The following is a 25,429-nucleotide window of genomic DNA, read 5'->3' as shown; positions in this document are numbered from 1 at the left end:
TTGCGGGAGGTGTGAACCGGATGGTCAGAACACATACGGTGGGCGCGGGGGAAACGCTGTCGGCGTTGGCGTTGCGTTTCTATGGTGACGCGGAACTGTATCGGCTGATCGCCAGCGCTAACGGGATCGTCGATCCCGGTGTCATCGATGTGGGGCAACGGCTGATCATGCCCGACTTCACCAGATACACGGTCGGCGCGGGGGACACGCTGTCGGCGGTGGCTGCGCGCTTCTATGGTGCCGCGCACCTGGATTGGTTGATCGCGGGCGCCAGCGGGATCGCCGATCGCGGCGTCACCAATGTGGGGCAACGGCTGATCATCCCTGACATCACCAGCTATACGGTCGTCGCCGGGGACACGCTGTCAGCGTTGGCCGCGCGTTTCTATGGTGACGCCTCGTATTATCCGCTGATCGCCGCCCTGAACGGCATCGCCGATCCCGATGTCGTCGACGTCGGTCGGGTACTGGTCCTATTCATCGGGCGCAGCGACGGGTTCGGCCTAAGGATCGTGGACCGCAACGAGAACGACCCTCGCCTGTGGTACTACCGGTTCCAGACCGCCGCGATTGGCTGGAACCCCGGCGTCAACGTCCTGCTTCCCAACGACTACCGCACCAGCGGACGCACCTATCCCGTCCTCTACCTGTTCCACGGCGGTGGCCCCGACGCGGACTTCCGCACATTCGACTTCTGGGGCATCCGCGACTGGACGGCTGGAAAGCCGATCATTGTGGTGATGCCCGACGGCGGGCACGCGGGCTGGTATTCCAACCCGGTCAGCTCGTTCGTCGGCCCGCGGAACTGGGAGACATTCCACATCGCCCAGCTGCTGCCCTGGATCGAGGCGAACTTCCGGACCTACGCCGAGTACGACGGCCGCGCGGTCGCCGGGTTTTCCATGGGTGGCTTGGGTGCGCTGAAGTACGCGGCCAAGTACTACGGCCACTTCGCGTCCACGAGCAGCCACTCCGGCCCGGCGAGTCTGCGTCGCGATTTCGGCCTGGTCGTGCACTGGGCAAACCTGTCCTCGGCGGTCCTGGACCTCGGTGGCGGCACGGTCTACGGGGCACCGTTCTGGGACCAGGCCAGGGTTAGCGCCGATAATCCGGTGGAGCGGGTCGAGAGCTATCGGAACAAGCGGGTCTTCCTGGTCGCCGGCACCAGTCCGGACCCGCTCAACTGGTTCGACAGCGTGAACGAGACGCAGGTGCTTGTCGGCCAGCGGGAGTTCCGCGAACGCCTCAGCAACGCCGGCATCCCGCATGAATCGCACGAGGTGCCCGGCGGCCACGTCTTCCGGCCCGACATGTTCCGCCTCGACCTCGACGGCATCATTGCCCGGCTGCGTCCCGCGAGCAGCGGCGTAGCCGCGGCCGGACCCGGCGATAGCCGCTGAATTTTCCGCCCCACCGAGCGCAAGGTTCCCGAGGCGGCATCGTGTTCGTGTCGAGATCGCGTTGCGTCATCGACGCCACACCATTGACACCGTGCGCCCAAGGTCTGCGATTCATGCGGCCGCGGTGCTGTGCGCGGTCGCGCCTGCGGTGTTCGGCGTCCCGGCGGTTTCGGTGCACGCGGCGACTCCGGCGTGGAACGGCAAGTACTCGCTGGTGCGCTACGCCGTCGACAAGTCCGGCACCAGCCTGGCCGCCAGCCAATCCGAACCCACTTTCAGCGCCGACTACCTCTTCACGACGGCGTGCTTGGCCGGCACCTGCGTGGCGACTGCCACCGACGGACCCACTCCCAAGAACCCAACGCTGCCCCAGCCGTCCAAATACACCTGGGACGGAGCCAAGTGGGTCGAGCATTTCGAGTTTCAATGGGACTGCTACCGGGGGGAAGGTGTTCCGAAAGTGTGGGCACCCGCGCGATCATGGGCGTACTACGCGCCGCAGACGGACGGGTCGCTGCGCGGTACCTGGCACACCGACATCTTCGACGGCCCCTGCCGTGGAACCGTCGAAATGCCGGTGGCGGCGTTTGCGGCGGGGCCTTGATGAAGGGGTCGCGCAAACGCCACGGGCCGGCGCCGCGGGCCGATAACCTCGTGCGTATGAGCGTGGGTGAGTCTGTTGCGCAGTCCTTGCAGCAGTGGGACCGGAAACTGTGGGACGTGGCGATGCTTCATGCGGGCAACGCCGTCGACGGGACCGGCAGGAAGCGCTATCCATCGCTTGGAGTCGGCGCAAGATTTAAGACGGTAATACGAGATTCGCTGGACATCTTTGGGGTAATGGCAACTCCCGGTGTCGACCTCGACCGAACGCGTTTCCCCGTGGCGGTGCGATCGGACTTGATGCCGGATAAGCGTCCCGACATCGCGGACGTGCTGTACGGGGTTCACCGGTGGCTGCACGGTCACGGTGATGAATCCTCGGTCGAATTCGAAGTCACGTCTTACGTGAACGCCAGCGCGGTACTGCGCATTGCGAATGACGGCAAGGTTCAGCTGCCCAAGTCCGCAATATTGGGGCTGTTGGCCGTTGCCGTCTTTGCGCCGGAGAACAAGGGTGAGGTCATTCCCCCCGATTACCAGCTCAGCTGGTATGACCACGTGTTCTTCATCAGTGCGTGGTGGGGGTGGCAAGACCATTTCCGCGAAATCGTCAACCTCGATCGGTCATCGCTGGTCACGCTCGACTTCGCCGACCGGTGGAACAGCTGGACGCCGGTCGGATGACCCGCGGTCGACACCCGAGTCGCTAGCCGGGGCCGCCGGGTTCGTCGGCCCCGATCGTGGAAGCCGCCGCCTTCGCGGCAGCCACCTGGCCGAACGCGGACGCGGGCGGTGCCAACGTCCCGGGCCGTTCGACGACCTCGGTCGCCCGCGCTGCGGCACCGACAATCATGGCCCGGTCGGATTCATCGGCGAACTCGCGCTGCGCGGTCCGTACCACCAGGGCGATGTGGGTCTTGACCGCGGCACGGCGCGACGGGTCGACGCACTGCTGGGCAACCGCGCTGAGCAGCTGCAGCAGCGCGGCCAGCACCAGCGGTTCACGTGTCCCGTAGCGGCGGATCTGTGCACATGCGACTTGCAGGTAGGTAGCGAAGCCGGGTACCGGCATCCAGACCAGCAGTTCCCCGGCACCGTCGCGGCGCACGTCGTCGCGCAGTGCTCGCGCTGCCAGCACCGACTCCACAGCCGAAAGATGGTGCACGACTTGGATCGCCGTGTACGGGTCGTTGATCGCGGGCGACAGTGCCCGCAGCGCGATGTCGACGAGTTGTCGCAATCCGAACCGGATGTCTTGTTGCAGCGTGCGTTCGTAACCGATATGCACGTGACGCAGGTAGCGGTGCGGGACGTCTGCTTCTGGTTTGCCCGGTGTCGGGCCCCGCCGCCAGCACCAGCCGAGCAACCCGCCGCAGGTGACGTAATCGCCGACGAAGGTAACCAGCTGCACCGTGTGTCCGTTGGCTGCCGCCAGTTCGGCGATGTCGTCGATGTCGACGGTTTGTAGGTAGCCCGATTGCGGGGCCAGCAGCGGCAGCGCCTCGGCGGGCGGGTCGGGCGGTGTTTCCACGTGCCGGTCGGGTGTGTCCGGTTCCGGATAGGACTCGTTGATCAGCCCCACCGTGCGCAGCCGCACCTTCTCCATGATCGTGTCGATCTGGATCGAGTGCATGAGGTGGTGCAGGAAGTAGATCAGCGCGCTGATGCTGACGAACGCCAGCGCGAGCGACCCGCTGACCGCGACCTGGGGAACGAACGCGCCTCCGTCGCGATGCTCGCCAACGGTGTGTAGTCCGCCGGTGCTGTAGGCGAAGGTGCAGGCGAAGATCGCCAGCACCACCTGGTTGGGCATATCGCGCAGGAAGGTTCGTAGCAACCGCACCGAGAATTGGCTGGAGGCGATCTGCAGGGACAGGACCGTTAGCGAGAAGACGATGCCGGTGGTGGTGATCATCGTGGCGGACACCACGATCAGCACCCCGCGGGCGTCGCCGGGGGTGCCCTGAAACATCAGCTTGTCCACCAGCGAGTCGGGTTTCACCGGGATCATCGAGAGCATGGCCCCGGACCCGAGGCCGATTGCAACGCCGAGCGTTGGCAGCACCCAGACCGCCCCCTGTAGGTAATCCAGGATCGCTTTTCGGCGGCTGAGCAGGCTAGTTGCGGTCACCGATTAAGCATGCACCCGCCGCGAGCGGTACGGGCGAAAGTTTGCCTGAGAAGGAGAGGGTCTGGCCTACCGCGATAAGTTGGCTCAGGAGGGCAAATCGATGACGGTTCCCGTCGACCACCTCACCCCGGTCGAGAAGACGCTGCTGATCACGCTCACGGGCCGCGCGCTGGACGCCCGGACGAAGCGGCCGCTGCTCGGGGATCGCTTGGCCGACACCGTGTGCGGCCGCATCGACGGCGACATCAAGCTGTCGGGCACGGTGCGGATCGCTGTCGCCGTGCGCAGCGGGATGCTGGACCGGATCGTCGCCGGGTTTATCGCTGCGCGTCCGAACGCCGTCGTCGTCGAGCTGGGCTGCGGGCTGGAAACCCGAATGCAGCGCCTATCGCCGCCGGCGACCGTCGCCTGGTACGACGTCGACCTCGACGACGTCATCGCGCTGCGCCGACGGGTGATCCCCGAACTGCATCGCTCGCATCTCGTCGCGGCGTCGCTTACCGATGAGGGTTGGCTGGACGGCGTCCCGCGGGATCGTCCGGTGATCGTCGTCGCCGACGGGGTGCTCGGCTTTCTCACCGAAGCCGACAACAGGCGGATCCTCGGCGCGCTCACCGACCATTTCACCGCCGGTGGCGAGCTGGTGTTCAACGCCTATACGCCGATCGTCGCCCGGCTGATGGGATCGCTCGGCGTGTTGCGGTCCGTGGGCATTCCAAGGGGCTACCGGGGCTTCGGCTTTGACGATCCACATGTGGTGGAGTGGCTTAACCCGCGGCTGACGTTCGTCGAAGAGCAGCTCGGGGCACAGGCGCCGGAGGCGGCCCAATTTCGTTGGCCGACACGCATAATCGCGAAGCTGTTCGCCCGCTGGCGCGCTCAGGGACGGCGCGGCGTGTGGATCGTGCGTTACCGTTTCTCCGAGTCTCGCCCCTAATCGAAGGAGGTGGGGACCCGCCCGGGGTCCCCACATCATGGTGGTCGCTGCTAGCTCGAGGTGACGTACTGCGGGCAGTAGGCCGCCGCGGCGTCGACGGCGAACGTCTTGGCGCCCTCGGCGCTCAAACCGGTCGCCTTGGCCACCGCTTTGATGACCGCCTTGGCTGAGTGGCCCTCGTCGAGGGCGTTGCAGACGGCGTGTGCGTCGCTGATGGCGCGCGCTGCGCTCGGCGGTGTGATCCCATCCGCCTGCAGCTGCGCGAGGAACGCGTCATCGGTCGAGCTTGCGCTGGCGGTTCCGGCGAAGCCGAGCGCGGCCAGGCCGAGGGTGGCGGCGGTCAGGGTGGTGCCAGCCAGGGAGGCGGCGAAACGGCGAGTGAACATCGTGGATCTCCTGGTACTGATCTGATCGGATAGCGCTGGGTTGCGTGACCTCAGAATCAGCACCGGGCCTTTACGGATTCTCAATAAATCCTTGGCAAGATCGAGATGGTTCGCGAGCTAGCGAAAGCGCGCCGCTACCCACGCCCGACATGGAAAGCGAGTCGGATGGAGCCCACCCCGCTGGAGCCCGATAATCCGCTGGACACGGCGCGGGTTCTGCCGATTGTCACCGTCATCTGGGGGGCGCTCACGGCATGGGCCGGATCGGCGAGCCACCATACCGGCTGGCGGCCGATTTGGCTTTACCCGTCGCTGGTGGCGCTGATGAGCGTGGGTCTGCTCGTTCTGCTCTACCTGAGTGTTGAGAGCCTGATCCAGTACCGGGCACTGCGCGAGGCGACGACGAGTTTGGATCGGTCGCATTTGACGATCGGGGACACCGCGCGTCTCAGCGTGGCGACTGGGGCTGACCCCGCGATGGCCATGGCGGTCGACGTACATCTCGAAGGCCGGGAGTACACCCGCAAGTTTGTCAGCGGCACCGCCAACGTGAGTGGCGGTTGGCGGGAAAAGACGCGGCTCGTCCACCGCACCCGGCTGGGTGAGGCGTCGGTCCCGGAGGGCTCGCGGCTGCACAATCTGCCCCTGGTTGTCCCGGACACCATCCATCCCTCGGTTATCGAAAAGCCACACGGGATCAACTGGACACTTCGGGTCCGCATCAAGGCGGGGAAGGCGCCCCCGTGGGACGCGAAGTACCCCGTCAAGATTCGCGGCCGCAACGGCTCCGGGATCAACATCGATTCCCAGCGTCGGGAATTCCAATTCCCGGGCATCCCCGACGATCCGCTGCCAAAACTGCGGACGCAGCGATGACCTGGCTTGTTTGATCGTGCTCGGCTAGTCGCTAACCCCTTGCACGAATCTGTGCGGACAAGCATTTCCGCTGGTCATAGGGTGCCCCCGGCAGGATTCGAACCTGCGGCCTTCTGCTCCGGAGGCAGACGCTCTATCCCCTGAGCTACGGGGGCGCACCGACAATCTGTTGCGCCATTGGGGCCCCGCCAGAGTAACGCATTCCGACCGCGCCCCGGCCACCGCAATGGATTCGAGGCGCGAGCGCTCAGCCCATAGGATGGACGTTCGTGACCCCCGCCGACCTGGCTGCGCTGCTCAAAACCACCGCGAGCGCGGTGCTCGCCGAGCGCGGCCTTGACGTGTCCGCGCTACCGCAGACCGTCACGGTGGAGCGCCCGCGCGTCGCGGAGCACGGCGATTACGCCAGCAACCTGGCGCTGCAGCTGGGCAAGAAGGTCGGGGCAAACCCCCGTGAACTGGCCGGATGGCTCGCGGAGGCGCTAACCACGGCCGACGGCATCGCCTCGGCGGAGGTGGCCGGGCCGGGCTTCATTAACATGCGGCTGCAGGCATCGGCACAGGCCAAGATCGTCAACACCGTCATCGACGCCGCCGCGACCTTCGGTCACTCCGACGCGCAGGCCGCGCACAAGATCAACCTGGAATTCGTCTCGGCCAACCCGACCGGACCGATCCACATCGGCGGTACCCGGTGGGCCGCGGTCGGCGACGCCCTCGGCCGGTTGCTCACGTCACAGGGCGCCGAGGTGGTGCGCGAATACTACTTCAACGACCACGGCGCCCAGATCGACCGCTTCGTCAGCTCGCTGGTCGCCGCGGCCAAGGGCGAACCCACGCCAGCCGATGGCTACGCCGGTACCTACATCTCCGACATCGCCGCGCAGGTGTTGCGGAAGGCGCCGGACGCGCTGAGCCTGCCCGACCCCGAGCTGCGGGAGACCTTCCGAGAAATCGGTGTCGACTTGATGTTCGCCCACATCAAACGGTCCCTGCACGAATTCGGCACCGACTTCGATGTCTACACCCACGAGGACTCGATGCACACCGGCGGCCGTGTCGAGAAGGCCATCGCCCGCCTCCGCGAAACCGGCAACATCTACGAAAAGGACGGCGCAACCTGGTTGCGCACCAGCGCTTTTGGTGACGACAAGGACCGCGTCGTGATCAAGAGCGACGGCAAACCGGCCTATATCGCCGGTGATCTCGCCTACTACCTGGATAAGCGGCAACGCGGTTTCGACCTGTGCATCTACATGCTCGGTGCCGACCATCACGGCTACATCGCCCGGCTCAAGGCCGCCGCGGCCGCCTTCGGCGACGACCCGGCTACCGTCGAGGTGTTGATCGGGCAGATGGTCAACCTGGTGCGCGACGGCCAGCCGGTCCGGATGAGCAAGCGGGCGGGCACCGTGATCACCCTCGACGACCTGGTAGAAGCGATCGGTGTGGACGCCGCGCGCTACAGCCTGATCCGCTCCTCGGTGGACACCCCGATCGACATCGACCTGGCGCTGTGGTCCTCGGCGTCGAACGAAAACCCGGTCTATTACGTGCAATACGCGCACGCCCGGCTGTCAGCGCTGGCCCGAAACGCCGCCGAACTCGGCCTGATCCCCGACACCAACCACCTCGAACTGCTCAGCCACGACAAAGAGGGCACCCTGCTGCGCACCATCGGCGAGTTCCCGCGGGTGCTCAACACGGCGGCGTCACTGCGTGAACCCCACCGGGTATGCCGTTACCTGGAAGACCTCGCCGGCGACTACCACCGGTTCTACGACTCGTGCCGAGTGTTGCCGCAGGGCGACGAGCAGCCCACCGACCTGCATACTGCGCGCCTAGCGCTGTGCCAAGCCGCCCGCCAGGTCATCGCCAACGGGCTGGCAATACTCGGCGTCACCGCCCCGGAGCGAATGTGAACGTCCATCCCGCCGGCCCCCGGCATGCCGAAGAGGCCCGACCGGCAGCCAGTCCGCCGCGGCCGCAGTCGCCCGACGAGCTGCTTCATCTGGCGCCGAATGTGTGGCCGCGCAACACCACTCGCGACAAAAGCGGTGTCGCCTGCGTTGCCGGAATCCCGCTAACACACCTTGCCCAGCAGTACGGGACCCCGGTGTTCGTCATCGACGAGGACGATTTTCGCTCTCGTTGCCGAGAAACCGCCGCCGCCTTCGGCGGTGGGGCGAACGTGCACTATGCCGCCAAGGCCTTCCTGTGCAGCGAAATAGCCCGGTGGATCGACGAAGAAGGCCTCTGTCTGGACGTGTGCACCGGCGGAGAGCTGGCGGTCGCGCTGCACGCGAACTTTCCCGCGGAGCGGATTACCCTGCACGGCAACAACAAATCCGTGCCGGAGCTGACCGCCGCGGTGAAAGCCGGAGTCGGCCATATCGTGGTGGACTCGATGACCGAAATCGAGCGACTCGACGCCATCGCGGGCGAGGCCGGAATCGTCCAGGATGTGCTGGTGCGTCTCACCGTCGGGGTGGAGGCGCACACCCACGAGTTCATCTCCACCGCACACGAGGACCAGAAGTTCGGGCTGTCGGTGGCCAGCGGCGCGGCGATGGCGGCGGTGCAGCGGGTTTTTTCCACCGATCACCTGCGTCTGGTCGGGCTGCACAGCCATATCGGGTCGCAGATCTTCGATGTGGACGGCTTCGAGCTGGCCGCGCACCGTGTCATCGGCCTGTTGCGCGAGGTCGTCGGCGAGTTCGGTCCTGAAAAGACCACACAGATCTCGACCGTCGATCTCGGCGGCGGTCTGGGCATCTCGTATCTGCCGGCCGACGATCCACCGCCGATAGGCGAGCTGGCGGCAAAGCTGAGCACCATCGTGCGCAACGAGTCGCAGGCCGTGGGGCTGCCGTCGCCGAGGCTGGTGGTGGAGCCCGGACGCGCCATCGCAGGACCGGGCACCATCACGCTGTATGAGGTCGGCACCGTCAAGGACGTCGACGTCAGCGCCACAGCGCACCGGCGCTACGTCAGTGTCGACGGCGGGATGAGCGACAACATCCGCACCGCGCTCTATGACGCGCAGTATGACGTCCGGTTGGTTTCGAGGGTCAGCGATGCCCCGGCGGTGCTTGCCCGTCTGGTCGGAAAGCATTGCGAAACTGGCGATATCATCGTGCGTGACACCTGGGTGCCCGACGATATCCAGCCCGGCGATCTGGTTGCGGTTGCCGCTACCGGCGCTTACTGCTATTCACTGTCGAGTCGTTACAACATGGTCGGCCGTCCCGCCGTGGTGGCGGTGCACGCGGGGAAGGCCCGTCTGGTCCTGCGCCGGGAGACGGTCGACGATCTACTGAGTTTGGAAGTGAGGTGACCCGTGGCTGGTGACGAAAAGCCGGTCGGCGTAGCGGTACTCGGTTTGGGCAACGTCGGCAGCGAGGTTGTCCGCATCATCGAGGACAGCGCCGAGGATCTCGCGGCTCGTGTCGGAGCCCCATTGGTCCTGCGCGGCATCGGCGTGCGCCGCGTGGCGGCTGATCGCGGCGTGCCGATCGAGTTGCTTACCGACAACATCGAAGAGCTCATCGCCCGTGAGGATGTCGACATCGTCGTCGAAGTGATGGGGCCGGTGGAACCGTCGCGCAAGGCCATCCTGGGCGCGCTCGAGCGCGGCAAGTCCGTCGTGACCGCGAACAAGGCGTTACTGTCCACTTCCACCGGAGAATTGGCGCAAGCCGCCGAAAGCGCCCATGTCGACCTGTATTTCGAGGCGGCCGTAGCGGGCGCCATTCCGGTCATCCGTCCGCTCACCCAGTCGCTGGCCGGCGACACGGTGCTACGGGTGGCCGGGATCGTCAACGGCACCACCAACTACATCCTCTCGGCGATGGACAGCACCGGCGCCGACTACGACAAAGCCCTGGCCGACGCGAGCGCGCTGGGCTATGCGGAGGCCGATCCCACCGCCGATGTGGAAGGCTATGACGCCGCGGCCAAGGCCGCGATTCTGGCATCGATTGCCTTCCACACCCGGGTGACCGCAGACGACGTCTATCGCGAAGGCATCACCAAGGTCACCCCGGCCGACTTCGAATCCGCGCACGCGCTGGGCTGCACCATCAAGCTGCTGTCGATTTGTGAGCGCATCACGACCGATGAAGGTCAGCAGCGGGTTTCGGCCCGTGTCTATCCGGCCCTGGTATCTCTGTCGCATCCGCTTGCCTCGGTCAATGGTGCGTTCAATGCCGTAGTGGTTGAGGCCGAAGCCGCCGGACGGCTGATGTTCTACGGCCAGGGCGCGGGCGGCGCGCCGACCGCCTCCGCGGTGACCGGCGACCTGGTGATGGCCGCCCGCAACCGGGTTCTCGGTAGCCGCGGCCCACGCGAGTCCAAATACGCCCAACTTCCGGTGGCACCAATGGGTTTCATTGAAACGCGCTATTACGTCAGCATGAACGTCGCCGATAAGCCTGGCGTCTTGTCCGCGGTGGCAGCGGAGTTCGGCAAACGCGAGGTGAGCATCGCCGAGGTGCGCCAGGAAGGCGTGGTCGACGAAGGTGGTCGACGGGTGGGAGCGCGAATCGTGGTGGTCACGCACCTGGCCACCGACGCAGCTCTCTCGGAAACCGTTGACGCGCTCGCGGACTTGGACGTCGTGCAGGGTGTGGCAAGCGTGCTACGACTGGAGGGAAACGGCCTATGACCGCCTCGCCGACGGCCACCCACCAGCCGTGGCCGGGCGTGATCGCGGCGTACCGCGACCGGCTGCCGGTGGGTGAGGACTGGACCCCGGTGACCCTGCTCGAGGGTGGTACCCCGCTCATCGCGGCAACCAGACTCTCCAAGCAGACCGGTTGCACGATCCACCTCAAGGTCGAGGGCCTCAACCCCACCGGCTCCTTCAAGGACCGGGGCATGACGATGGCGGTCACCGATGCGCTTGCCCACGGTCAGCGGGCAGTGTTATGCGCGTCGACCGGAAACACCTCGGCGTCGGCGGCGGCCTATGCCGCCCGGGCCGGCATCACCTGCGCGGTGTTGATCCCGCAGGGCAAGATCGCGATGGGCAAGCTGGCACAGGCGGTAATGCACGGCGCCAAGATCATCCAGGTCGACGGCAACTTCGATGACTGCCTGGAGCTGGCGCGCAAGATGGCTGCGGACTTCCCGACGATTTCGTTGGTCAACTCGGTTAACCCCGTGCGCATCGAAGGCCAGAAAACGGCGGCCTTCGAGATCGTCGATGCGCTGGGCGCCGCGCCGGACGTGCACGCTTTGCCGGTCGGCAATGCCGGCAACATCACCGCGTACTGGAAGGGCTACACGGAATATCACCAGCTGGGCCTGATCAACAAGTTGCCCCGCATGCTCGGCACCCAGGCCGCGGGCGCGGCGCCCCTGGTGCTCGGGGAACCGGTGAGCCACCCGGAGACCATCGCCACCGCGATCCGCATCGGCTCGCCGGCGTCGTGGACGTCGGCCGTTGAGGCGCAGCGGCAATCCAAGGGGCGCTTTCTGGCCGCGACCGACGAGGAGATATTGGCCGCATACCATCTGGTGGCCCGCGCCGAAGGCGTGTTCGTGGAGCCCGCGTCTGCGGCCAGCATCGCCGGGTTGCTCAAGGCTATCGACGACGGCTGGGTCGCTCGTGGGTCGACGGTGGTATGCACGGTAACCGGCAACGGTCTCAAGGATCCCGACACGGCACTCAAGGACATGCCGAGTGTGTCGCCGGTGCCGGTCGACCCGGTAGCCGTCGTCGAGAAACTGGGGCTGGCCTAGTGCTTTTGCCTGCCGGGCTGGCAGCGAGTGCCGTGGTGGCGGCATCAAGCGCAAACCTGGGCCCGGGCTTCGACAGTATCGGTCTGGCGCTGAGTCTCTACGACGAGATCATCGTCGAGACAACAGATTCCAGTCTGACGGTGGCTGTCGAGGGCGAGGGGGCCGACCATGTCCCGCGGGGCCCCGATCACCTCGTGGTACGTGCCGTGCAGCACGGGCTGCGGGCCGTGGGCGTCAGTGCCGCCGGCCTGGCGGTGCGCTGCCGCAACGCCATTCCGCACTCCCGCGGTCTCGGCTCCTCTGCGGCAGCAGTTGTGGGGGGCCTTGCGGCCGTCAACGGTCTTGTTGCACAAACGGATTCGGCGCCGTTGAGCGAGGTTCAACTGATCCAATTGGCTTCGGAGTTCGAGGGTCATCCGGATAACGCGGCGGCCGCGGTCATGGGTGGCGCGGTGGTTTCGTGGACTGACCACAGTGGTGACCGGCCGGACTACTCGGCGGTACCGCTGCGGCTTCATCCCGATATCCACCTATTCCCCGCGATTCCCGAGCAGCGTTCGTCGACCGCGGAGACCCGGGTGTTGTTGCCCTCGCAAGTTAGTCACGACGACGCACGGTTCAACGTCAGTCGCGCGGCGTTGCTGGTGGTTGCGCTCACCGAGCGGCCCGACCTGCTGATGGCGGCCACCGAGGATCTACTTCACCAGCCGCAACGCGCCGCGGCAATGCCGGACTCGGCGGAATATTTGCGGCTGTTGCGGCGTCACAACGTGGCAGCGGCACTTTCCGGGGCGGGGCCAGCGCTGATCGCATTGAGCACGTCTTCAGAGTTGCCCGCCGAAGCCGTGGAGTTCGGAGCCGCAAACGGATTCGCCATCACCGAGCTGACCGCAGGCGCGGCGGTTCGCTGGAGCCCGACAGTCCCGGTCCCCGGTTGATCCACAAGGTTGCGGGGGTTTGCCTTGCTTCCGGCCAGGAAGCGGGCTATCCTCGGAGCGGTCCAGCAATCGCAGCATCTGCATACAGACTGACTTGCCGCTAGGACAGCCACCAAATTCTTCTTGTGGACGAGGTTCGCCGTATTCGCCGCCGATGGCGATCACCGTTGCAAAGTCGATGAATGGGCGCACTCGGCGATTTGCTGAATGCAACGAACCCCCGCATGACGTGATCAGCGGGGGAAGGAAAGGAAATCCGTGACCGATACGGACCTCATTGCGGCTGGCGAAAGTACCGATAGCAAGCTGTCGGATTCCGCCGCCACAGACACTTCAGACGTCACAGAAACTCGAGACGTCAAGACCGTCAAGACCGACAAGACCGACGAGCTGGCCGGCTCGCTGGCTACCATGGTGCTGCCCGAACTGCGCGCGCTGGCCAATCAGGCCGGTGTGAAGGGAACGTCGGGTATGCGGAAAAACGAACTGATCGCCGCGATTCAGGAAGTCAGGCGACAGGCCAACGGGGCCCCAGCCGGTGAGCGATCCGCTCAACGGCCCGACAAGAGTGACGTTCCGCCCAGTGCTGAGGCACCGGCCGCCGAAGGGGACCAGACCCAAACCGAACGGGGCGATTCCCAAGGCCAACAGGCCCGCCGGGAGCGACGCGGCGCCACCCGGGAAGCGGGACCAACCGCGGCCGGCGCTGGGACAAGTGCCGCCGAATCGGAGCGCGACGGCACGGCCACCGGCGAGGCGAACAGCCGCCAAGGCGGCCAACGGGACACCAAGACCGAGGAGCGCGGAACCGACGCGGGCAGCGATCAAAGCGGTGACCAGCAAGCCGCGGGCGGTCAGCAGGCGCGCGGCGACGAGGACGGCGAGGGGCGCCAGGGCCGGCGTGGACGCCGATTCCGCGACCGCCGGCGCCGCGGCGAACGATCCGGCGACGGCGCCGAAGCCGAACTGCGTGAGGACGACGTCGTCCAGCCGGTAGCCGGCATCCTCGATGTCCTCGACAATTACGCGTTCGTGCGCACCTCCGGGTACCTGGCCGGTCCGCACGACGTGTACGTGTCGATGAACATGGTCCGCAAGAACGGCTTGCGTCGTGGTGACGCGGTGACCGGTGCGGTCCGAGTGCCCAAAGAAGGCGAGCAACCCAACCAGCGGCAGAAGTTCAACCCGCTGGTCCGCCTGGACAGCATCAACGGCGGATCGGTCGATGACGCCAAGAAGCGGCCGGATTTCTCCAAGCTGACGCCGTTGTACCCCAACCAGCGGCTTCGTCTGGAAACCACCACAGAGCGGCTCACCACCCGGGTCATCGACCTGATCATGCCGATCGGCAAGGGCCAGCGCGCACTGATCGTGTCGCCGCCCAAGGCGGGCAAGACGACGATCCTGCAGGATATCGCCAACGCGATCACCAAGAACAACCCGGAATGCCACCTCATGGTCGTGCTCGTCGACGAGCGGCCGGAGGAGGTCACCGACATGCAGCGCTCGGTCAAAGGCGAGGTCATCGCATCAACCTTCGACCGGCCGCCGTCGGACCACACGTCGGTCGCCGAGCTGGCCATTGAACGCGCCAAGCGGCTGGTGGAGCAGGGCAAGGACGTCGTGGTGCTGCTCGACTCGATCACCCGGCTGGGCCGCGCCTACAACAACGCGTCGCCGGCGTCGGGCCGCATCCTGTCCGGTGGTGTCGACTCCACCGCGCTGTATCCGCCCAAGCGCTTCCTCGGCGCCGCCCGCAATATCGAGGAGGGCGGGTCGCTGACCATCATCGCCACCGCGATGGTCGAAACCGGCTCCACCGGTGACACGGTCATCTTCGAGGAGTTCAAGGGCACCGGCAACGCCGAGCTCAAGCTGGATCGCAAGATCTCTGAGCGGCGGGTTTTCCCCGCGGTCGACGTCAACCCGTCCGGCACCCGCAAGGACGAGCTGCTGCTGTCACCCGACGAATTCGCCATCGTGCACAAGCTGCGCCGGGTGCTGTCGGGCCTGGATTCGCACCAAGCCATCGACCTGTTGATGTCGCAGCTGCGCAAAACGAAGAACAACTACGAGTTCCTGGTGCAGGTATCCAAGACGACACCGGGGTCAATGGATAACGACTGACGCGCGGCGTCTTGCCGCCGCGTCGATGTCGGTCGGGAATGCGTCCACGCATCTCGGTGTTTGGGGAGATGGTGGTTGACCTGGCATAATCGGCTCTCGGCCCAATCCGGGACCGCATTTGGTTCTCGGAGTTCCCGACCGCCGCATCGGACCGGGGGCCAGGCGGCCGCCAACGATCGAAGAGGACAGCATGAAATCTGGCATTCATCCCGCATACGAAGAGACCACGGTGATCTGCGGATGCGGCAACACCTTCCAGACGCGTAGCACCAAGCCGGGAGGCCGCATTGTGGTCGAGGTTTGCTCGCAGTGCCATCCGTTCTACACCGGAAAGCAGAAGATCCTCGACAGCGGTGGCCGGGTGGCCCGCTTCGAGAAGCGGTACGGCAAGCGCAAGGTCGGAGCCGACAAGGAGTCAACCGACAAATAGCTGGACTACCGACGCCCGCACTGTGCGAACCCGCACAGGCCGGGCGTCGGTTCGCGTTCGGGGTCAGGGCTCGCGGAAGGGAGGTTGACATGACGCAGCCGGTGTCGACGATTGATGTGCTGCTCGCCGAACACGCCGAGCTCGAGCTCGCGTTGGCGGATCCCGAGTTGCACAGCAACCCGGCCGAGGCGCGCAAGGTCGGTCGCCGGTTTGCCCGATTGGCCCCGATCGTCGCCACCCACCGCAAGCTGGCGTCCGCACGCGACGACCTTGAGACGGCGCGCGAGCTGGCCGCCGCCGACGAGTCGTTCACCGCAGAGGTCGCCGAATTGGAGGCCCAGGTAGCCGAATTGGATGTCCAGCTCACCGACATGCTGGCGCCGCGCGATCCGCACGATGCCGACGACATCGTCTTGGAAGTCAAATCCGGTGAGGGGGGCGAAGAATCGGCATTGTTCGCCGCCGATTTGGCCAGGATGTACATCCGCTACGCGGAGCGGCACGGCTGGACTGTGACGGTGCTGGACGAAACCACCTCGGATCTGGGTGGATACAAGGACGCGACGTTGGCGATTGCTAGCAAGGGCGACACGGCCGACGGGGTATGGTCGCGCATGAAGTTCGAGGGCGGGGTGCACCGGGTACAACGGGTTCCGGTAACGGAATCCCAAGGCCGCGTGCATACTTCGGCGGCGGGTGTGCTGGTCTACCCCGAGCCGGAGGAAGTTGGCGAGGTGCAGATCGACGAGTCGGATCTGCGCGTCGACGTGTACCGGTCTTCGGGCAAGGGTGGCCAAGGTGTTAATACGACCGATTCCGCGGTTCGCATCACCCATGTGCCCACCGGGATCGTCGTCACCTGTCAAAACGAGCGATCGCAGTTACAGAACAAAACGCGTGCGTTGCAGGTGCTCGCCGCTCGCCTGCAGGCAATCGCCGAGGAGCAGGCGCTGGCCGACGCATCCGCGGACCGGGCCAGCCAAATCCGTACAGTGGACCGCAGCGAACGCATTCGCACCTACAACTTCCCGGAGAGCCGGATCACCGACCACCGGATCGGCTACAAGTCACACAATCTCGATCAGGTTCTAGCCGGGGACCTGGACGCGTTATTCGACGCTCTGGCCGCCGCGGACAAACAGTCCCGGTTGCAACAGTCATGACCACGCTGCGGCGGGCCATCGACTCGGCTGCGGCGCTGTTGGCCGAAGCGGGGGTCGACTCAGCGCGTTGCGATGCCGAACAGTTGGCCGCCCACCTGGCGGGCACGGACCGCGGCCGGCTGCCACTGCTCGAGCCGCCCGGCGAGGAGTTCTTCGGGCGTTACCGCGACGTCGTCACCGCTCGCTCGCGGCGGGTGCCGCTGCAGCATCTCATCGGGACGGTCTCATTCGGGCCGGTGGTGCTACAGGTCGGCCCGGGCGTGTTCATACCGCGCCCGGAGACCGAGGCCATCTTGGCCTGGGCCACCGCGCAGCCGCTTCCGGCGCGGCCGTTGATCGTCGACGCATGCACCGGCTCTGGTGCATTGGCGGTCGCCCTGGCCCGGCACTACCCCGCGGCCCGGGTCCTCGGCATCGACGACTCGGTCGCCGCGCTTGACTACGCACGGCGCAATGCGGCGGGTACCGCGGTTGAACTGGTGCGCGCCGACGTCACCACGCCTGGCTTGCTTCCCGAACTCGACGGGCAGGTCGATCTCGTCGTGGCCAACCCGCCTTACGTTCCCGACAACCCAGCTTCGCATGCCGTCCTGGAGCCCGAAGTAGCACAACATGATCCGCATCATGCGCTGTTTGGCGGGCCGGACGGGATGGCGGTGATAGCCGCGCTTCTCGGGCTCGCCGGGCGCTGGTTGCGCCCCGGTGGCCTGTTTGCCGTCGAGCATGACGACACCACATCGGCGCTGACTGTCGCGTTAGTCAGCGGCGCAGGAGTCTTCGAAAGCGTACGGGCCTGCACAGATCTGACCGGCCGACCCAGGTTCGTGACGGCGCGCAGGTCGAGCAGCGCCGGCTCGCGGGGGAGGAGCGGCGCCATTGACTTGCGGCGTGACGATGCAGAGCGAAGCGATGATGAGGAGCGGCGCCATTGACTTGCGGCGTGACGATGCAGAGCGAAGCGATGATGAGGAGCGGCGCCATTGACTTGCGGCGTGACGATGCAGAGCGAAGCGATGATGAGGAGCGGCGCCATTGACTTGCGGCGTGACGATGCAGAGCGAAGCGATGATGAGGAGCGGCGCCATTGACTTGCGGCGTGACGATGCAGAGCGAAGCGATGATGAGGAGCGGCGCCATTGACTTGCGGCGTGACGATGCAGAGCGAAGCGATGATGAGGAGCGGCGCCATTGACTTGCGGCGTGACGATGCAGAGCGAAGCGATGATGAGGAGCGGCGCCATTGACTTGCGGCGTGACGATGCAGAGCGAAGCGATGATGAGGAGCGGCGCCATTGACTTGCGGCGTGACGATGCAGAGCGAAGCGATGATGAGGAGCGGCGCCATTGACTGAAGCGTTCGACTGCGCTGACCCCGAGCAACGTTCGCGCGGAATCGCTGCTGCGGTAGGGGCGCTCAAGGCCGGCGGACTGATTGTGATGCCGACGGACACGGTTTACGGCATCGGCGCCGACGCCTTCGACCGCACCGCGGTGGATGCGCTGCTGTCGGCCAAGGGGCGTGGACGCGATATGCCGGTGGGTGTGCTGGTCGGCTCCTGGCACACGATCGAAGGGCTCGTCTACTCCATGCCCGATGGGGCCCGAGAACTGATTCGCGCATTCTGGCCCGGCGCGCTAAGCCTGGTTGTGGTGCAAGCGCCGTCCCTGCAGTGGGATCTTGGTGATGCCCACGGCACGGTGATGCTGCGAATGCCGCTGCACCCGGTTGCCATCGAGTTGTTGCGTGAGGTGGGGCCGATGGCAGTATCCAGCGCCAACGTCTCGGGCCGGCCGCCGGCCGTCGACGCCGTGGAGGCACGCCGTCAACTCGGCGATCACGTCGAGGTCTATCTCGACGCGGGTCCATCCGCACAGCAGGCGGCTTCGACGATCGTCGACCTGACCGGAGGCACCCCGCGCGTGCTGCGGCAGGGTCCGGTCAGCACCGAACGGATCGCGACAGTGCTGGGGATGGACACGGCGAGTTTGATCGGCTAGCCGCCGAACGTGCACTCACTGCGAAGATTCGGCCGATTTTTCGCCGTGGATGCACGCTCGGCGCCGGTGGCAGAGCGGTCATAGGAGTCTCAGGTTGGTGCAGTACGGTCTCGAGGTGTCCAGCGATGTGGCCAGCCCTGCCGGTGGCTTGCTCGCCCTGACCTATGGCGGTGCCGGTGTCCCGCTGCGCGAGCTTGTGCTAGTCGGGTTGACCGCGGCGATCGTCACCTACTTCGCGACCGGTCCGGTGCGGGTGCTGGCCACTCGCTTGGGAGCCGTCGCCTACCCGCGGGAACGGGATGTGCATGTGCAGCCAACCCCTCGGATGGGTGGGTTGGCGATGTTCCTCGGCATTGTCGGCGCCGTCTTTCTTGCCTCCCAGCTACCGGCACTCACCCGGGGGTTCGTCTATTCCACCGGGATGCCCGCGGTGCTGGTGGCCGGTGCGGTGATCATGGGCATCGGTCTGATCGACGACCGTTGGGGCCTGGATGCGCTGACGAAGTTCGCCGGCCAGATCACCGCGGCAAGCGTGCTGGTCACCATGGGGGTCGCCTGGAGTGTCCTGTACATCCCGATAGGTGGTGTCGGCACCATCGTGTTGGACCAGGCTTCCTCGATCCTGCTCACCCTGGCGCTGACCGTTTCGATCGTCAACGCGATGAACTTCGTCGACGGTCTCGATGGGCTGGCCGCCGGACTGGGCCTCATCACGGCACTGGCGATCTGCATGTTCTCGGTGGGTCTGCTTCGTGACCACGGTGGTGACGTTTTGTACTACCCGCCGGCCGTGATCTCGGTCGTGCTCGCCGGCGCCTGCCTCGGCTTTCTGCCACACAACTTCCACCGGGCCAAGATCTTCATGGGCGATTCCGGATCGATGCTGATCGGCTTGATGCTCGCCGCCGCTTCCACCACCGCGGCCGGGCCGATCTCCCAGAATGCGTACGGCGCTCGCGACGTGTTTGCTCTGCTGTCGCCGTTCCTACTGGTGGTGGCGGTCATGTTTGTGCCAATGCTCGACCTGCTGCTGGCGATCGTGCGCCGCACCCGTGCGGGCCGCAGCGCGTTCAGCCCCGACAAGATGCACCTCCACCACCGGTTGCTGCAGATCGGCCATTCACATCGCCGGGTGGTGCTGATCATCTACCTGTGGGTGGGCATCGTTGCCTTCGGCGCCGCGAGCTCGATCTTCTTCGACCCGCGCGACACCGCGGCGGTGATGCTGGGCGCGCTCGTGGTCGCCGGCGTCGCGACATTGATCCCGCTGTTGCGCCGTAGCGACGACTATTACGACGAGGAGTACGACCCGGACTTGGACTGAGCTGGCCGAGTCTACGACAAGGAGTAGTAGCGGCGTGTTCCTTGTGGTACGGTGCTGGTAGAACCCCGAAAGAAACCTCGCGGGTTGCCGGCCCCCCGGCCCATCGGATGTGTATCCGGTCGCGCCGATTCACGACCGACATAGGGAGCTACCCCTTGGGTGTTTCCAGCGCGACGACTGCGATACGCTCGGCGGGCCACCGATCAGTCGATCGGGCGGTTTCCGCTCCATCAACCCGGGATGAGGTGCTGCAGTGACGACACCAGCGCAAGACGCGCCGTTGGTGTTTCCCTCTGTTGCTTTCCGTCCGATTCGCCTTTTTTTCATCAGCGTCGTACTGACCGCAGTGGCGATGCTCGTCGCCGGCTTGTCCGGTCACGTGATGGTCGGGGTGTTCTTGGGCATCGGGTTGCTACTGGGTTTGCTCAATGCCCTCCTGGTGCGACGCTCGGTCGACTCGATCACCGCGAAGGAACATCCGCTGAAAAGCTCGATGGCCATCAACTCGGCGTCGCGACTGGCGATTATCACCATCCTCGGACTGATCATCGCCTATATTTTCCGGCCGGCCGGATTGGGCGTGGTGTTCGGCCTGGCGCTCTTCCAGGTGCTACTGGTGGCATCGACGGCGCTGCCGGTCTGGAAAAAGTTGCGGACTGCGTCCGCGGAGCCGGGCACAACCTATTCTTCCAAGGGCCAGTCGGCGGGATCGGAAGGGAGCAGCGCGAGTGATGACTGAGACGATCCTGGCCGCCCAGATCGAGGTGGGCGAGCACCACACGGCTACGTGGCTCGGGATGACCGTCAACACCGACACGGTGCTGTCGACAGCGATCGCCGCGGTGATCGTGATCGCGCTGGCCTTCTATCTGCGCGCCAAGGTCACCTCGACGGACGTGCCCGGGGGCGTGCAGTTGTTCTTCGAGGCGATCACCATCCAGATGCGCAATCAGGTCGAAGGCGCCATCGGGATGCGGATTGCTCCGTTCGTGTTGCCACTCGCGGTGACCATCTTCGTGTTCATCCTGATCTCCAACTGGCTGTCCGTCCTCCCCGTGCAGTACACCGACAAACAAGGGCACACCACCGAGTTGCTCAAACCGGCAGCCGCGGACATCAATTACGTGCTGGCGCTGGCTCTGTTCGTCTTTGTCTGCTACCACACCGCCGGAATTTGGCGCCGCGGCATCGTCGGACACCCGATCAAGCTGCTCAAGGGTCACGTGGCGATATTGGCGCCGATCAACCTCGTCGAAGAAGTGGCCAAGCCGATCTCGCTGTCGCTCCGACTTTTCGGCAACATCTTCGCCGGCGGCATTCTGGTCGCTCTGATCGCGCTGTTTCCGCCGTACATCATGTGGGCGCCGAATGCGATCTGGAAAGCGTTTGACTTGTTCGTCGGCGCGATCCAGGCGTTCATTTTCGCGCTGCTGACAATCTTGTACTTCAGCCAAGCCATGGAGCTAGAAGACGAACACCACTAAGACGGTGGTAATCCGATACCAGAGTTATCAAGGAGGATAAAGGAAATGGACCCCACTATCGCTGCCGGCGCCCTTATTGGCGGTGGATTGATCATGGCCGGCGGCGCCATCGGCGCCGGTATCGGTGACGGCGTCGCGGGTAACGCGCTTATCTCCGGCGTCGCCCGGCAACCCGAGGCGCAGGGACGGCTGTTCACTCCGTTCTTCATCACGGTCGGTTTGGTCGAGGCGGCCTACTTCATCAATCTGGCCTTTATGGCGTTGTTCGTCTTCGCCACCCCCGTCAAGTAATTCGTCGCTGACCGTTGTAATGGGTAGCAATGGGTGAAATGAGCTCTATTGTCCTGGCCGCCAGCCAGGTAGCAGAGGGAGCAGAGGAAGGCGGCAAGACCAACAACTTCCTCGTTCCTAACGGCACCTTTTTCGTCGTGCTGGCGATCTTCCTGGTGGTGCTCGGCGTCATTGGCACCTTCGTGGTGCCGCCGATCTTGAAGGTCTTGCGGGAACGTGACGCCATGGTCACTAAGACGCTGGCCGACAGCAAGAATGCGGCCGAGCAGTTCGCCGCGGCCCAGGCCGATTACGAAGAAGCCATGACCGAAGCGCGAGTCCAGGCCTCGACCTTCCGCGATAATGCCCGGGCAGAGGGCCGTAAGGTCGTCGAAGACGCGCGCGCCCGTGCCGAGCAGCAGGTGGCATCGACGTTGCAATCGGCGAACGAGCAACTGAAGCGGGAGAGGGACGCCGTGGAACTGGATCTGCATGCCCACGTGGGCGCGATGTCGGCGACGCTGGCCAGTCGAATTCTCGGTGTCGACCTGACCGCCTCAGCTGCGACGAGGTAACTGCGGATGTCGACATTTATCGGACAGCTGTTCGGGTTCGCGGTCATCGTTTATCTGGTGTGGCGGTTTGTCGTGCCGCTCGTGGGGCGGTTGATGTCGGCACGGCAGGACACGGTGCGCCAACAGTTGGCGGACGCGGCGGCGGCCGCCAAGCGGCTGGCGGAGGCGAGTCAGGCGCACGCGAAGGCGGTTGAAGAGGCCAAGTCGGAGGCGCAACGGGTCGTCGAAGAGGCCAGGACGGACGCCGAACGCATCGCAGAACAATTGGAGACGCAGGCCGGCGTCGAGGCGGAACGCATCAAAGTGCAGGGTGCCCGCCAGGTCGACCTCGTCCGGGCACAGCTGACCCGTCAGCTTCGTCTGGAGCTCGGCCACGAATCGGTGCGCCAGGCAAGGGAATTGGTACGTGACCACGTCGCCGACCCGGCGCAACAGTCGGCCACCGTCGACCGCTTCCTAGACGAGCTCGATGCGATGGCGCCCGCTGTGGCCGACATCGAGTACCCGCTGCTGGCCAAGATGCGCTCGGCGAGCCGGCGAGCGCTGACCAGCCTGGTGGGTCGGTTCGGCGCTATAGCCAAGGACCTGGACAATCAGGGACTTAGCACCCTTGCCGGCGAGCTGGTGTCGGTAGGGAGACTGCTGGACCGCGAGGCCGTCGTCACCCGCTATCTCACCGTGCCGGCCGAGGACGCGGCGCCCCGGGTCCGGTTGATCGAGCGGCTGGTGTCCGGCAAGGTCGGCGCGCCCACACTCGACGTGTTGCGGGCGGCCGTATCGGAGCGCTGGTCGGCCAATTCCGATCTGATCGATGCCATCGAGCACGTGTCGCGACAGGCGTTGTTGGAAGTTGCCGAGCGTGATGGTCAGGTCGACGAGGTAGAAGACCAGTTATTCCGGTTCTCCCGCATTCTCGACGCGCAGCCCCGGCTTGCCATCCTGTTGGGCGACTACGCCGTTCCAGCCGAAGGCCGAGTCCAGTTGCTGCGCAAGGTGCTTGAGCGCGCCGACAGCACCGTCAACCCGGTCGTGGTCGCGCTGCTATCCCAGACCGTCGAGCTGTTGCGGGGTCAGCCGGTTGAGGCGTCGGTGGTGTTCCTGGCCGAAGTTGCGGTGGCGCGCCGCGGCGAAGTCGTCGCCCAAGTAGGCGCGGCGGCCGAACTCAGCGATGCCCAGCGCACTCGCCTCACCGAGGTGCTGAGCCGCATTTACGGTCACCCTGTAACCGTGCAACTGCAGATCGACGCCACACTGCTGGGTGGACTGCTCATCGCGGTCGGTGACGAGGTGATCGACGGTACGCTCTCGTCTCGTCTCACCGCGGCCGAAGCGCAACTGCCCGACTGAACCCGAACTAGTCAGCACAAACGGAAGTAGGAAGACGAAAAGCCATGGCTGAGTTGACAATCCCCGCTGATGACATTCAGAGCGCAATCGAAGAGTATGTAAGCTCCTTCACCTCCGACACCAGCCGTGAGGAAGTCGGCTCCGTTGTCGATGCCGGGGATGGCATCGCACACGTCGAGGGTTTGCCATCGGTGATGACCCAGGAGCTGCTCGAGTTCCCGGGTGGAATCCTTGGCGTCGCACTTAATCTCGACGAGCACAGCGTCGGCGCGGTGATCCTGGGCGACTTCGAGAACATCGAAGAAGGCCAACAGGTCAAGCGCACCGGCGAAGTCCTCTCGGTTCCGGTTGGCGACGGGTTCTTGGGGCGGGTGGTCAATCCGCTCGGCCAGCCGATCGACGGGCGCGGCGACATCGAGTCCGATACTCGGCGCGCGCTGGAGCTTCAGGCCCCGTCGGTGGTGCAGCGGCAAGGGGTGAAGGAGCCGCTGCAGACCGGGATCAAGGCTATCGACGCGATGACCCCGATCGGTCGCGGCCAGCGCCAGCTGATCATCGGCGACCGCAAGACCGGCAAGACAGCAGTCTGTGTCGACACCATCCTCAACCAGCGGCAGAACTGGGAGTCCGGCGATCCCAAGAAGCAGGTGCGCTGCGTATACGTGGCCATCGGGCAGAAGGGCACCACCATCGCCGCCGTGCGCCGCACGTTGGAGGAGGGCGGTGCGATGGAATACACGACCATCGTCGCGGCCGCGGCGTCGGAATCCGCCGGCTTCAAATGGCTTGCCCCGTATACCGGTTCGGCAATCGCCCAACATTGGATGTACGAGGGCAAACATGTGCTGATCATCTTCGACGACCTGACCAAGCAGGCCGAGGCATATCGTGCGATCTCGCTGCTGCTGCGGCGTCCGCCCGGCCGCGAAGCCTACCCCGGCGACGTGTTCTATCTGCACTCGCGCCTGCTGGAACGCTGCGCCAAATTGTCCGACGACCTCGGCGGCGGCTCGCTGACCGGTTTGCCGATCATCGAGACCAAGGCCAATGACATCTCGGCCTATATCCCGACCAACGTCATCTCGATCACCGACGGGCAATGCTTCCTCGAGACCGACCTGTTCAACCAGGGGGTCCGGCCGGCCATCAACGTCGGTGTGTCGGTGTCCCGGGTCGGCGGCGCGGCGCAAATCAAGGCAATGAAAGAGGTGGCGGGAAGTCTGCGGTTGGACCTTTCGCAGTACCGCGAGCTGGAGGCCTTCGCCGCCTTTGCTTCCGATTTGGATGCCGCATCGAAGGCGCAGCTAGAGCGTGGCGCCCGGCTGGTCGAGCTGCTGAAGCAGCCGCAATCTCAACCCATGCCCGTTGAGGAGCAAGTGGTCTCGATCTTCTTGGGCACCGGAGGCCACCTGGACTCGGTGCCAGTCGAGGACGTCCGGCGATTCGAAACCGAACTACTGGACCACATGCGGGCCTCCGAAGAAGAGATCCTGACTGAGATCCGGGATAGCCAGAAGCTCACCGACGAAACCGCAGACAAGCTCACCGAGGTCATCAAGAACTTCAAGAAGGGCTTCGCGGCCACCGGTGGCGGCTCGGTGGTGCCCGACGAACATGTCGAGGCCCTCGACGAGGAGAAGCTTGCCAAGGAAGCGGTAAAGGTCAAAAAGCCGGCGCCGAAGAAGAAGAAATAGC

At 65.3% G+C, this 25,429-nt stretch carries 24 protein-coding genes and 1 tRNA gene; 22 read left to right on the top strand and 3 right to left on the bottom strand.

Going from position 1 to position 25,429, the window contains the following annotated elements; translation table 11 throughout:
• The first annotated feature begins 20 nt into the window (after nt 1-20).
• The 3 genes from AADZ55_RS16905 to AADZ55_RS16895 all read left to right on the top strand — a co-directional run bounded on the left by AADZ55_RS16905 (nt 21) and on the right by AADZ55_RS16895 (nt 2,687).
• Nucleotides 21-1,400 (top strand): alpha/beta hydrolase-fold protein, encoded by a 1,380-nt coding sequence (locus tag AADZ55_RS16905; protein ID WP_085324972.1) that lies wholly within the window; start codon nt 21-23, stop codon nt 1,398-1,400.
• Nucleotides 1,401-1,524: 124 nt separating this feature from the next.
• On the top strand, nt 1,525-2,004 hold the full coding sequence (locus AADZ55_RS16900; RefSeq protein WP_085324973.1) for a hypothetical protein: 480 nt from the start codon (nt 1,525-1,527) through the stop codon (nt 2,002-2,004).
• Nucleotides 2,005-2,054: 50 nt separating this feature from the next.
• The gene (locus AADZ55_RS16895; protein WP_085324974.1) at nt 2,055-2,687 is read left to right on the top strand and encodes a hypothetical protein; all 633 of its coding nucleotides are present in this window, start codon (nt 2,055-2,057) and stop codon (nt 2,685-2,687) included.
• A 22-nt stretch (nt 2,688-2,709) separates the two neighbouring features.
• On the opposite strand, the gene AADZ55_RS16890 is transcribed toward AADZ55_RS16895, so the two are convergent.
• A complete protein-coding gene (locus AADZ55_RS16890) occupies nt 2,710-4,134 on the bottom strand; it encodes a DUF2254 domain-containing protein (RefSeq protein WP_085324875.1) in 1,425 nt (474 codons plus the stop codon).
• A 100-nt stretch (nt 4,135-4,234) separates the two neighbouring features.
• Between AADZ55_RS16890 and AADZ55_RS16885 the strand changes: the two genes are divergently transcribed.
• A complete protein-coding gene (locus AADZ55_RS16885) occupies nt 4,235-5,071 on the top strand; it encodes a class I SAM-dependent methyltransferase (RefSeq protein WP_085324876.1) in 837 nt (278 codons plus the stop codon).
• Between the two features lie 50 nt (nt 5,072-5,121).
• Here AADZ55_RS16885 and AADZ55_RS16880 read toward each other — a convergent pair whose 3' ends face one another.
• Nucleotides 5,122-5,457, bottom strand: coding sequence for a DUF732 domain-containing protein (locus AADZ55_RS16880; protein ID WP_085324877.1), 336 nt, complete (start codon nt 5,455-5,457; stop codon nt 5,122-5,124).
• Between the two features lie 165 nt (nt 5,458-5,622).
• Between AADZ55_RS16880 and AADZ55_RS16875 the strand changes: the two genes are divergently transcribed.
• Nucleotides 5,623-6,333 (top strand): hypothetical protein, encoded by a 711-nt coding sequence (locus tag AADZ55_RS16875; protein ID WP_085324878.1) that lies wholly within the window; start codon nt 5,623-5,625, stop codon nt 6,331-6,333.
• A gap of 82 nt (nt 6,334-6,415) precedes the next feature.
• On the opposite strand, the gene AADZ55_RS16870 is transcribed toward AADZ55_RS16875, so the two are convergent.
• Nucleotides 6,416-6,488: transfer RNA gene (locus tag AADZ55_RS16870), tRNA-Arg, on the bottom strand.
• A gap of 114 nt (nt 6,489-6,602) precedes the next feature.
• Between AADZ55_RS16870 and argS the strand changes: the two genes are divergently transcribed.
• The 17 genes from argS (at nt 6,603) to atpA (ending at nt 25,428) form a co-directional block, all read left to right on the top strand.
• Nucleotides 6,603-8,255, top strand: coding sequence for an arginine--tRNA ligase (gene argS, locus AADZ55_RS16865; protein ID WP_085324879.1), 1,653 nt, complete (start codon nt 6,603-6,605; stop codon nt 8,253-8,255).
• Nucleotides 8,252-9,670 (top strand): diaminopimelate decarboxylase, encoded by a 1,419-nt coding sequence (gene lysA, locus AADZ55_RS16860; protein ID WP_085324880.1) that lies wholly within the window; start codon nt 8,252-8,254, stop codon nt 9,668-9,670. Before argS ends, lysA begins: the two co-directional genes overlap by 4 nt.
• A 3-nt stretch (nt 9,671-9,673) precedes the next feature.
• Nucleotides 9,674-10,999 (top strand): homoserine dehydrogenase, encoded by a 1,326-nt coding sequence (locus AADZ55_RS16855; protein WP_085324881.1) that lies wholly within the window; start codon nt 9,674-9,676, stop codon nt 10,997-10,999.
• A complete protein-coding gene (thrC, locus tag AADZ55_RS16850; protein ID WP_085324882.1) occupies nt 10,996-12,078 on the top strand; it encodes a threonine synthase in 1,083 nt (360 codons plus the stop codon). Before AADZ55_RS16855 ends, thrC begins: the two co-directional genes overlap by 4 nt.
• Nucleotides 12,078-13,016 (top strand): homoserine kinase, encoded by a 939-nt coding sequence (gene thrB, locus AADZ55_RS16845; protein ID WP_085324883.1) that lies wholly within the window; start codon nt 12,078-12,080, stop codon nt 13,014-13,016. The genes thrC and thrB overlap by 1 nt, the downstream gene beginning before the upstream one ends.
• Before the next feature lie 258 nt (nt 13,017-13,274).
• Entirely contained in the window at nt 13,275-15,143 is a 1,869-nt protein-coding gene (rho, locus tag AADZ55_RS16840) for a transcription termination factor Rho (RefSeq protein WP_085324885.1), read from the top strand.
• Nucleotides 15,144-15,333: 190 nt separating this feature from the next.
• Nucleotides 15,334-15,573, top strand: coding sequence for a 50S ribosomal protein L31 (gene rpmE, locus AADZ55_RS16835; protein ID WP_085324887.1), 240 nt, complete (start codon nt 15,334-15,336; stop codon nt 15,571-15,573).
• 89 nt (nt 15,574-15,662) lie between these two features.
• A complete protein-coding gene (prfA, locus tag AADZ55_RS16830; protein ID WP_085324888.1) occupies nt 15,663-16,736 on the top strand; it encodes a peptide chain release factor 1 in 1,074 nt (357 codons plus the stop codon).
• On the top strand, nt 16,733-17,668 hold the full coding sequence (gene prmC / locus AADZ55_RS16825) for a peptide chain release factor N(5)-glutamine methyltransferase (RefSeq protein ID WP_085324889.1): 936 nt from the start codon (nt 16,733-16,735) through the stop codon (nt 17,666-17,668). Before prfA ends, prmC begins: the two co-directional genes overlap by 4 nt.
• 412 nt (nt 17,669-18,080) lie before the next feature.
• The gene (locus AADZ55_RS16820) at nt 18,081-18,734 is read left to right on the top strand and encodes an L-threonylcarbamoyladenylate synthase (protein WP_085324890.1); all 654 of its coding nucleotides are present in this window, start codon (nt 18,081-18,083) and stop codon (nt 18,732-18,734) included.
• A gap of 97 nt (nt 18,735-18,831) precedes the next feature.
• The gene (rfe, locus tag AADZ55_RS16815; protein ID WP_085324891.1) at nt 18,832-20,058 is read left to right on the top strand and encodes a UDP-N-acetylglucosamine--decaprenyl-phosphate N-acetylglucosaminephosphotransferase; all 1,227 of its coding nucleotides are present in this window, start codon (nt 18,832-18,834) and stop codon (nt 20,056-20,058) included.
• A 253-nt stretch (nt 20,059-20,311) separates the two neighbouring features.
• Nucleotides 20,312-20,797, top strand: coding sequence for an ATP synthase subunit I (locus AADZ55_RS16810; RefSeq protein WP_085324892.1), 486 nt, complete (start codon nt 20,312-20,314; stop codon nt 20,795-20,797).
• Nucleotides 20,790-21,542: a F0F1 ATP synthase subunit A gene (atpB, locus tag AADZ55_RS16805; RefSeq protein WP_085324893.1), complete on the top strand. Its 753-nt coding sequence runs from the start codon at nt 20,790-20,792 to the stop codon at nt 21,540-21,542. The genes AADZ55_RS16810 and atpB overlap by 8 nt, the downstream gene beginning before the upstream one ends.
• A 45-nt stretch (nt 21,543-21,587) precedes the next feature.
• The gene (locus tag AADZ55_RS16800) at nt 21,588-21,833 is read left to right on the top strand and encodes a F0F1 ATP synthase subunit C (RefSeq protein ID WP_003406686.1); all 246 of its coding nucleotides are present in this window, start codon (nt 21,588-21,590) and stop codon (nt 21,831-21,833) included.
• A 29-nt stretch (nt 21,834-21,862) separates the two neighbouring features.
• Nucleotides 21,863-22,387, top strand: a complete 525-nt coding sequence (locus AADZ55_RS16795; protein WP_085324894.1) for a F0F1 ATP synthase subunit B — start codon at nt 21,863-21,865, stop codon at nt 22,385-22,387.
• Between the two features lie 6 nt (nt 22,388-22,393).
• Complete coding sequence (locus AADZ55_RS16790) at nt 22,394-23,734, top strand: F0F1 ATP synthase subunit B/delta (RefSeq protein WP_085324895.1); 1,341 nt, start codon at nt 22,394-22,396, stop codon at nt 23,732-23,734.
• A gap of 44 nt (nt 23,735-23,778) precedes the next feature.
• Nucleotides 23,779-25,428, top strand: a complete 1,650-nt coding sequence (gene atpA / locus AADZ55_RS16785) for a F0F1 ATP synthase subunit alpha (RefSeq protein ID WP_085324896.1) — start codon at nt 23,779-23,781, stop codon at nt 25,426-25,428.
• Nucleotide 25,429: the final 1 nt, after the last annotated feature.

This window comes from Mycobacterium decipiens (assembly GCF_963853665.1).
In the GTDB taxonomy this organism is placed as follows: Bacteria; Actinomycetota; Actinomycetes; order Mycobacteriales; family Mycobacteriaceae; genus Mycobacterium; species Mycobacterium decipiens.
The sequence above is the reverse complement of the archived record's forward strand: the minus strand, read 5'-3'. Positions and strand labels throughout refer to the sequence as shown.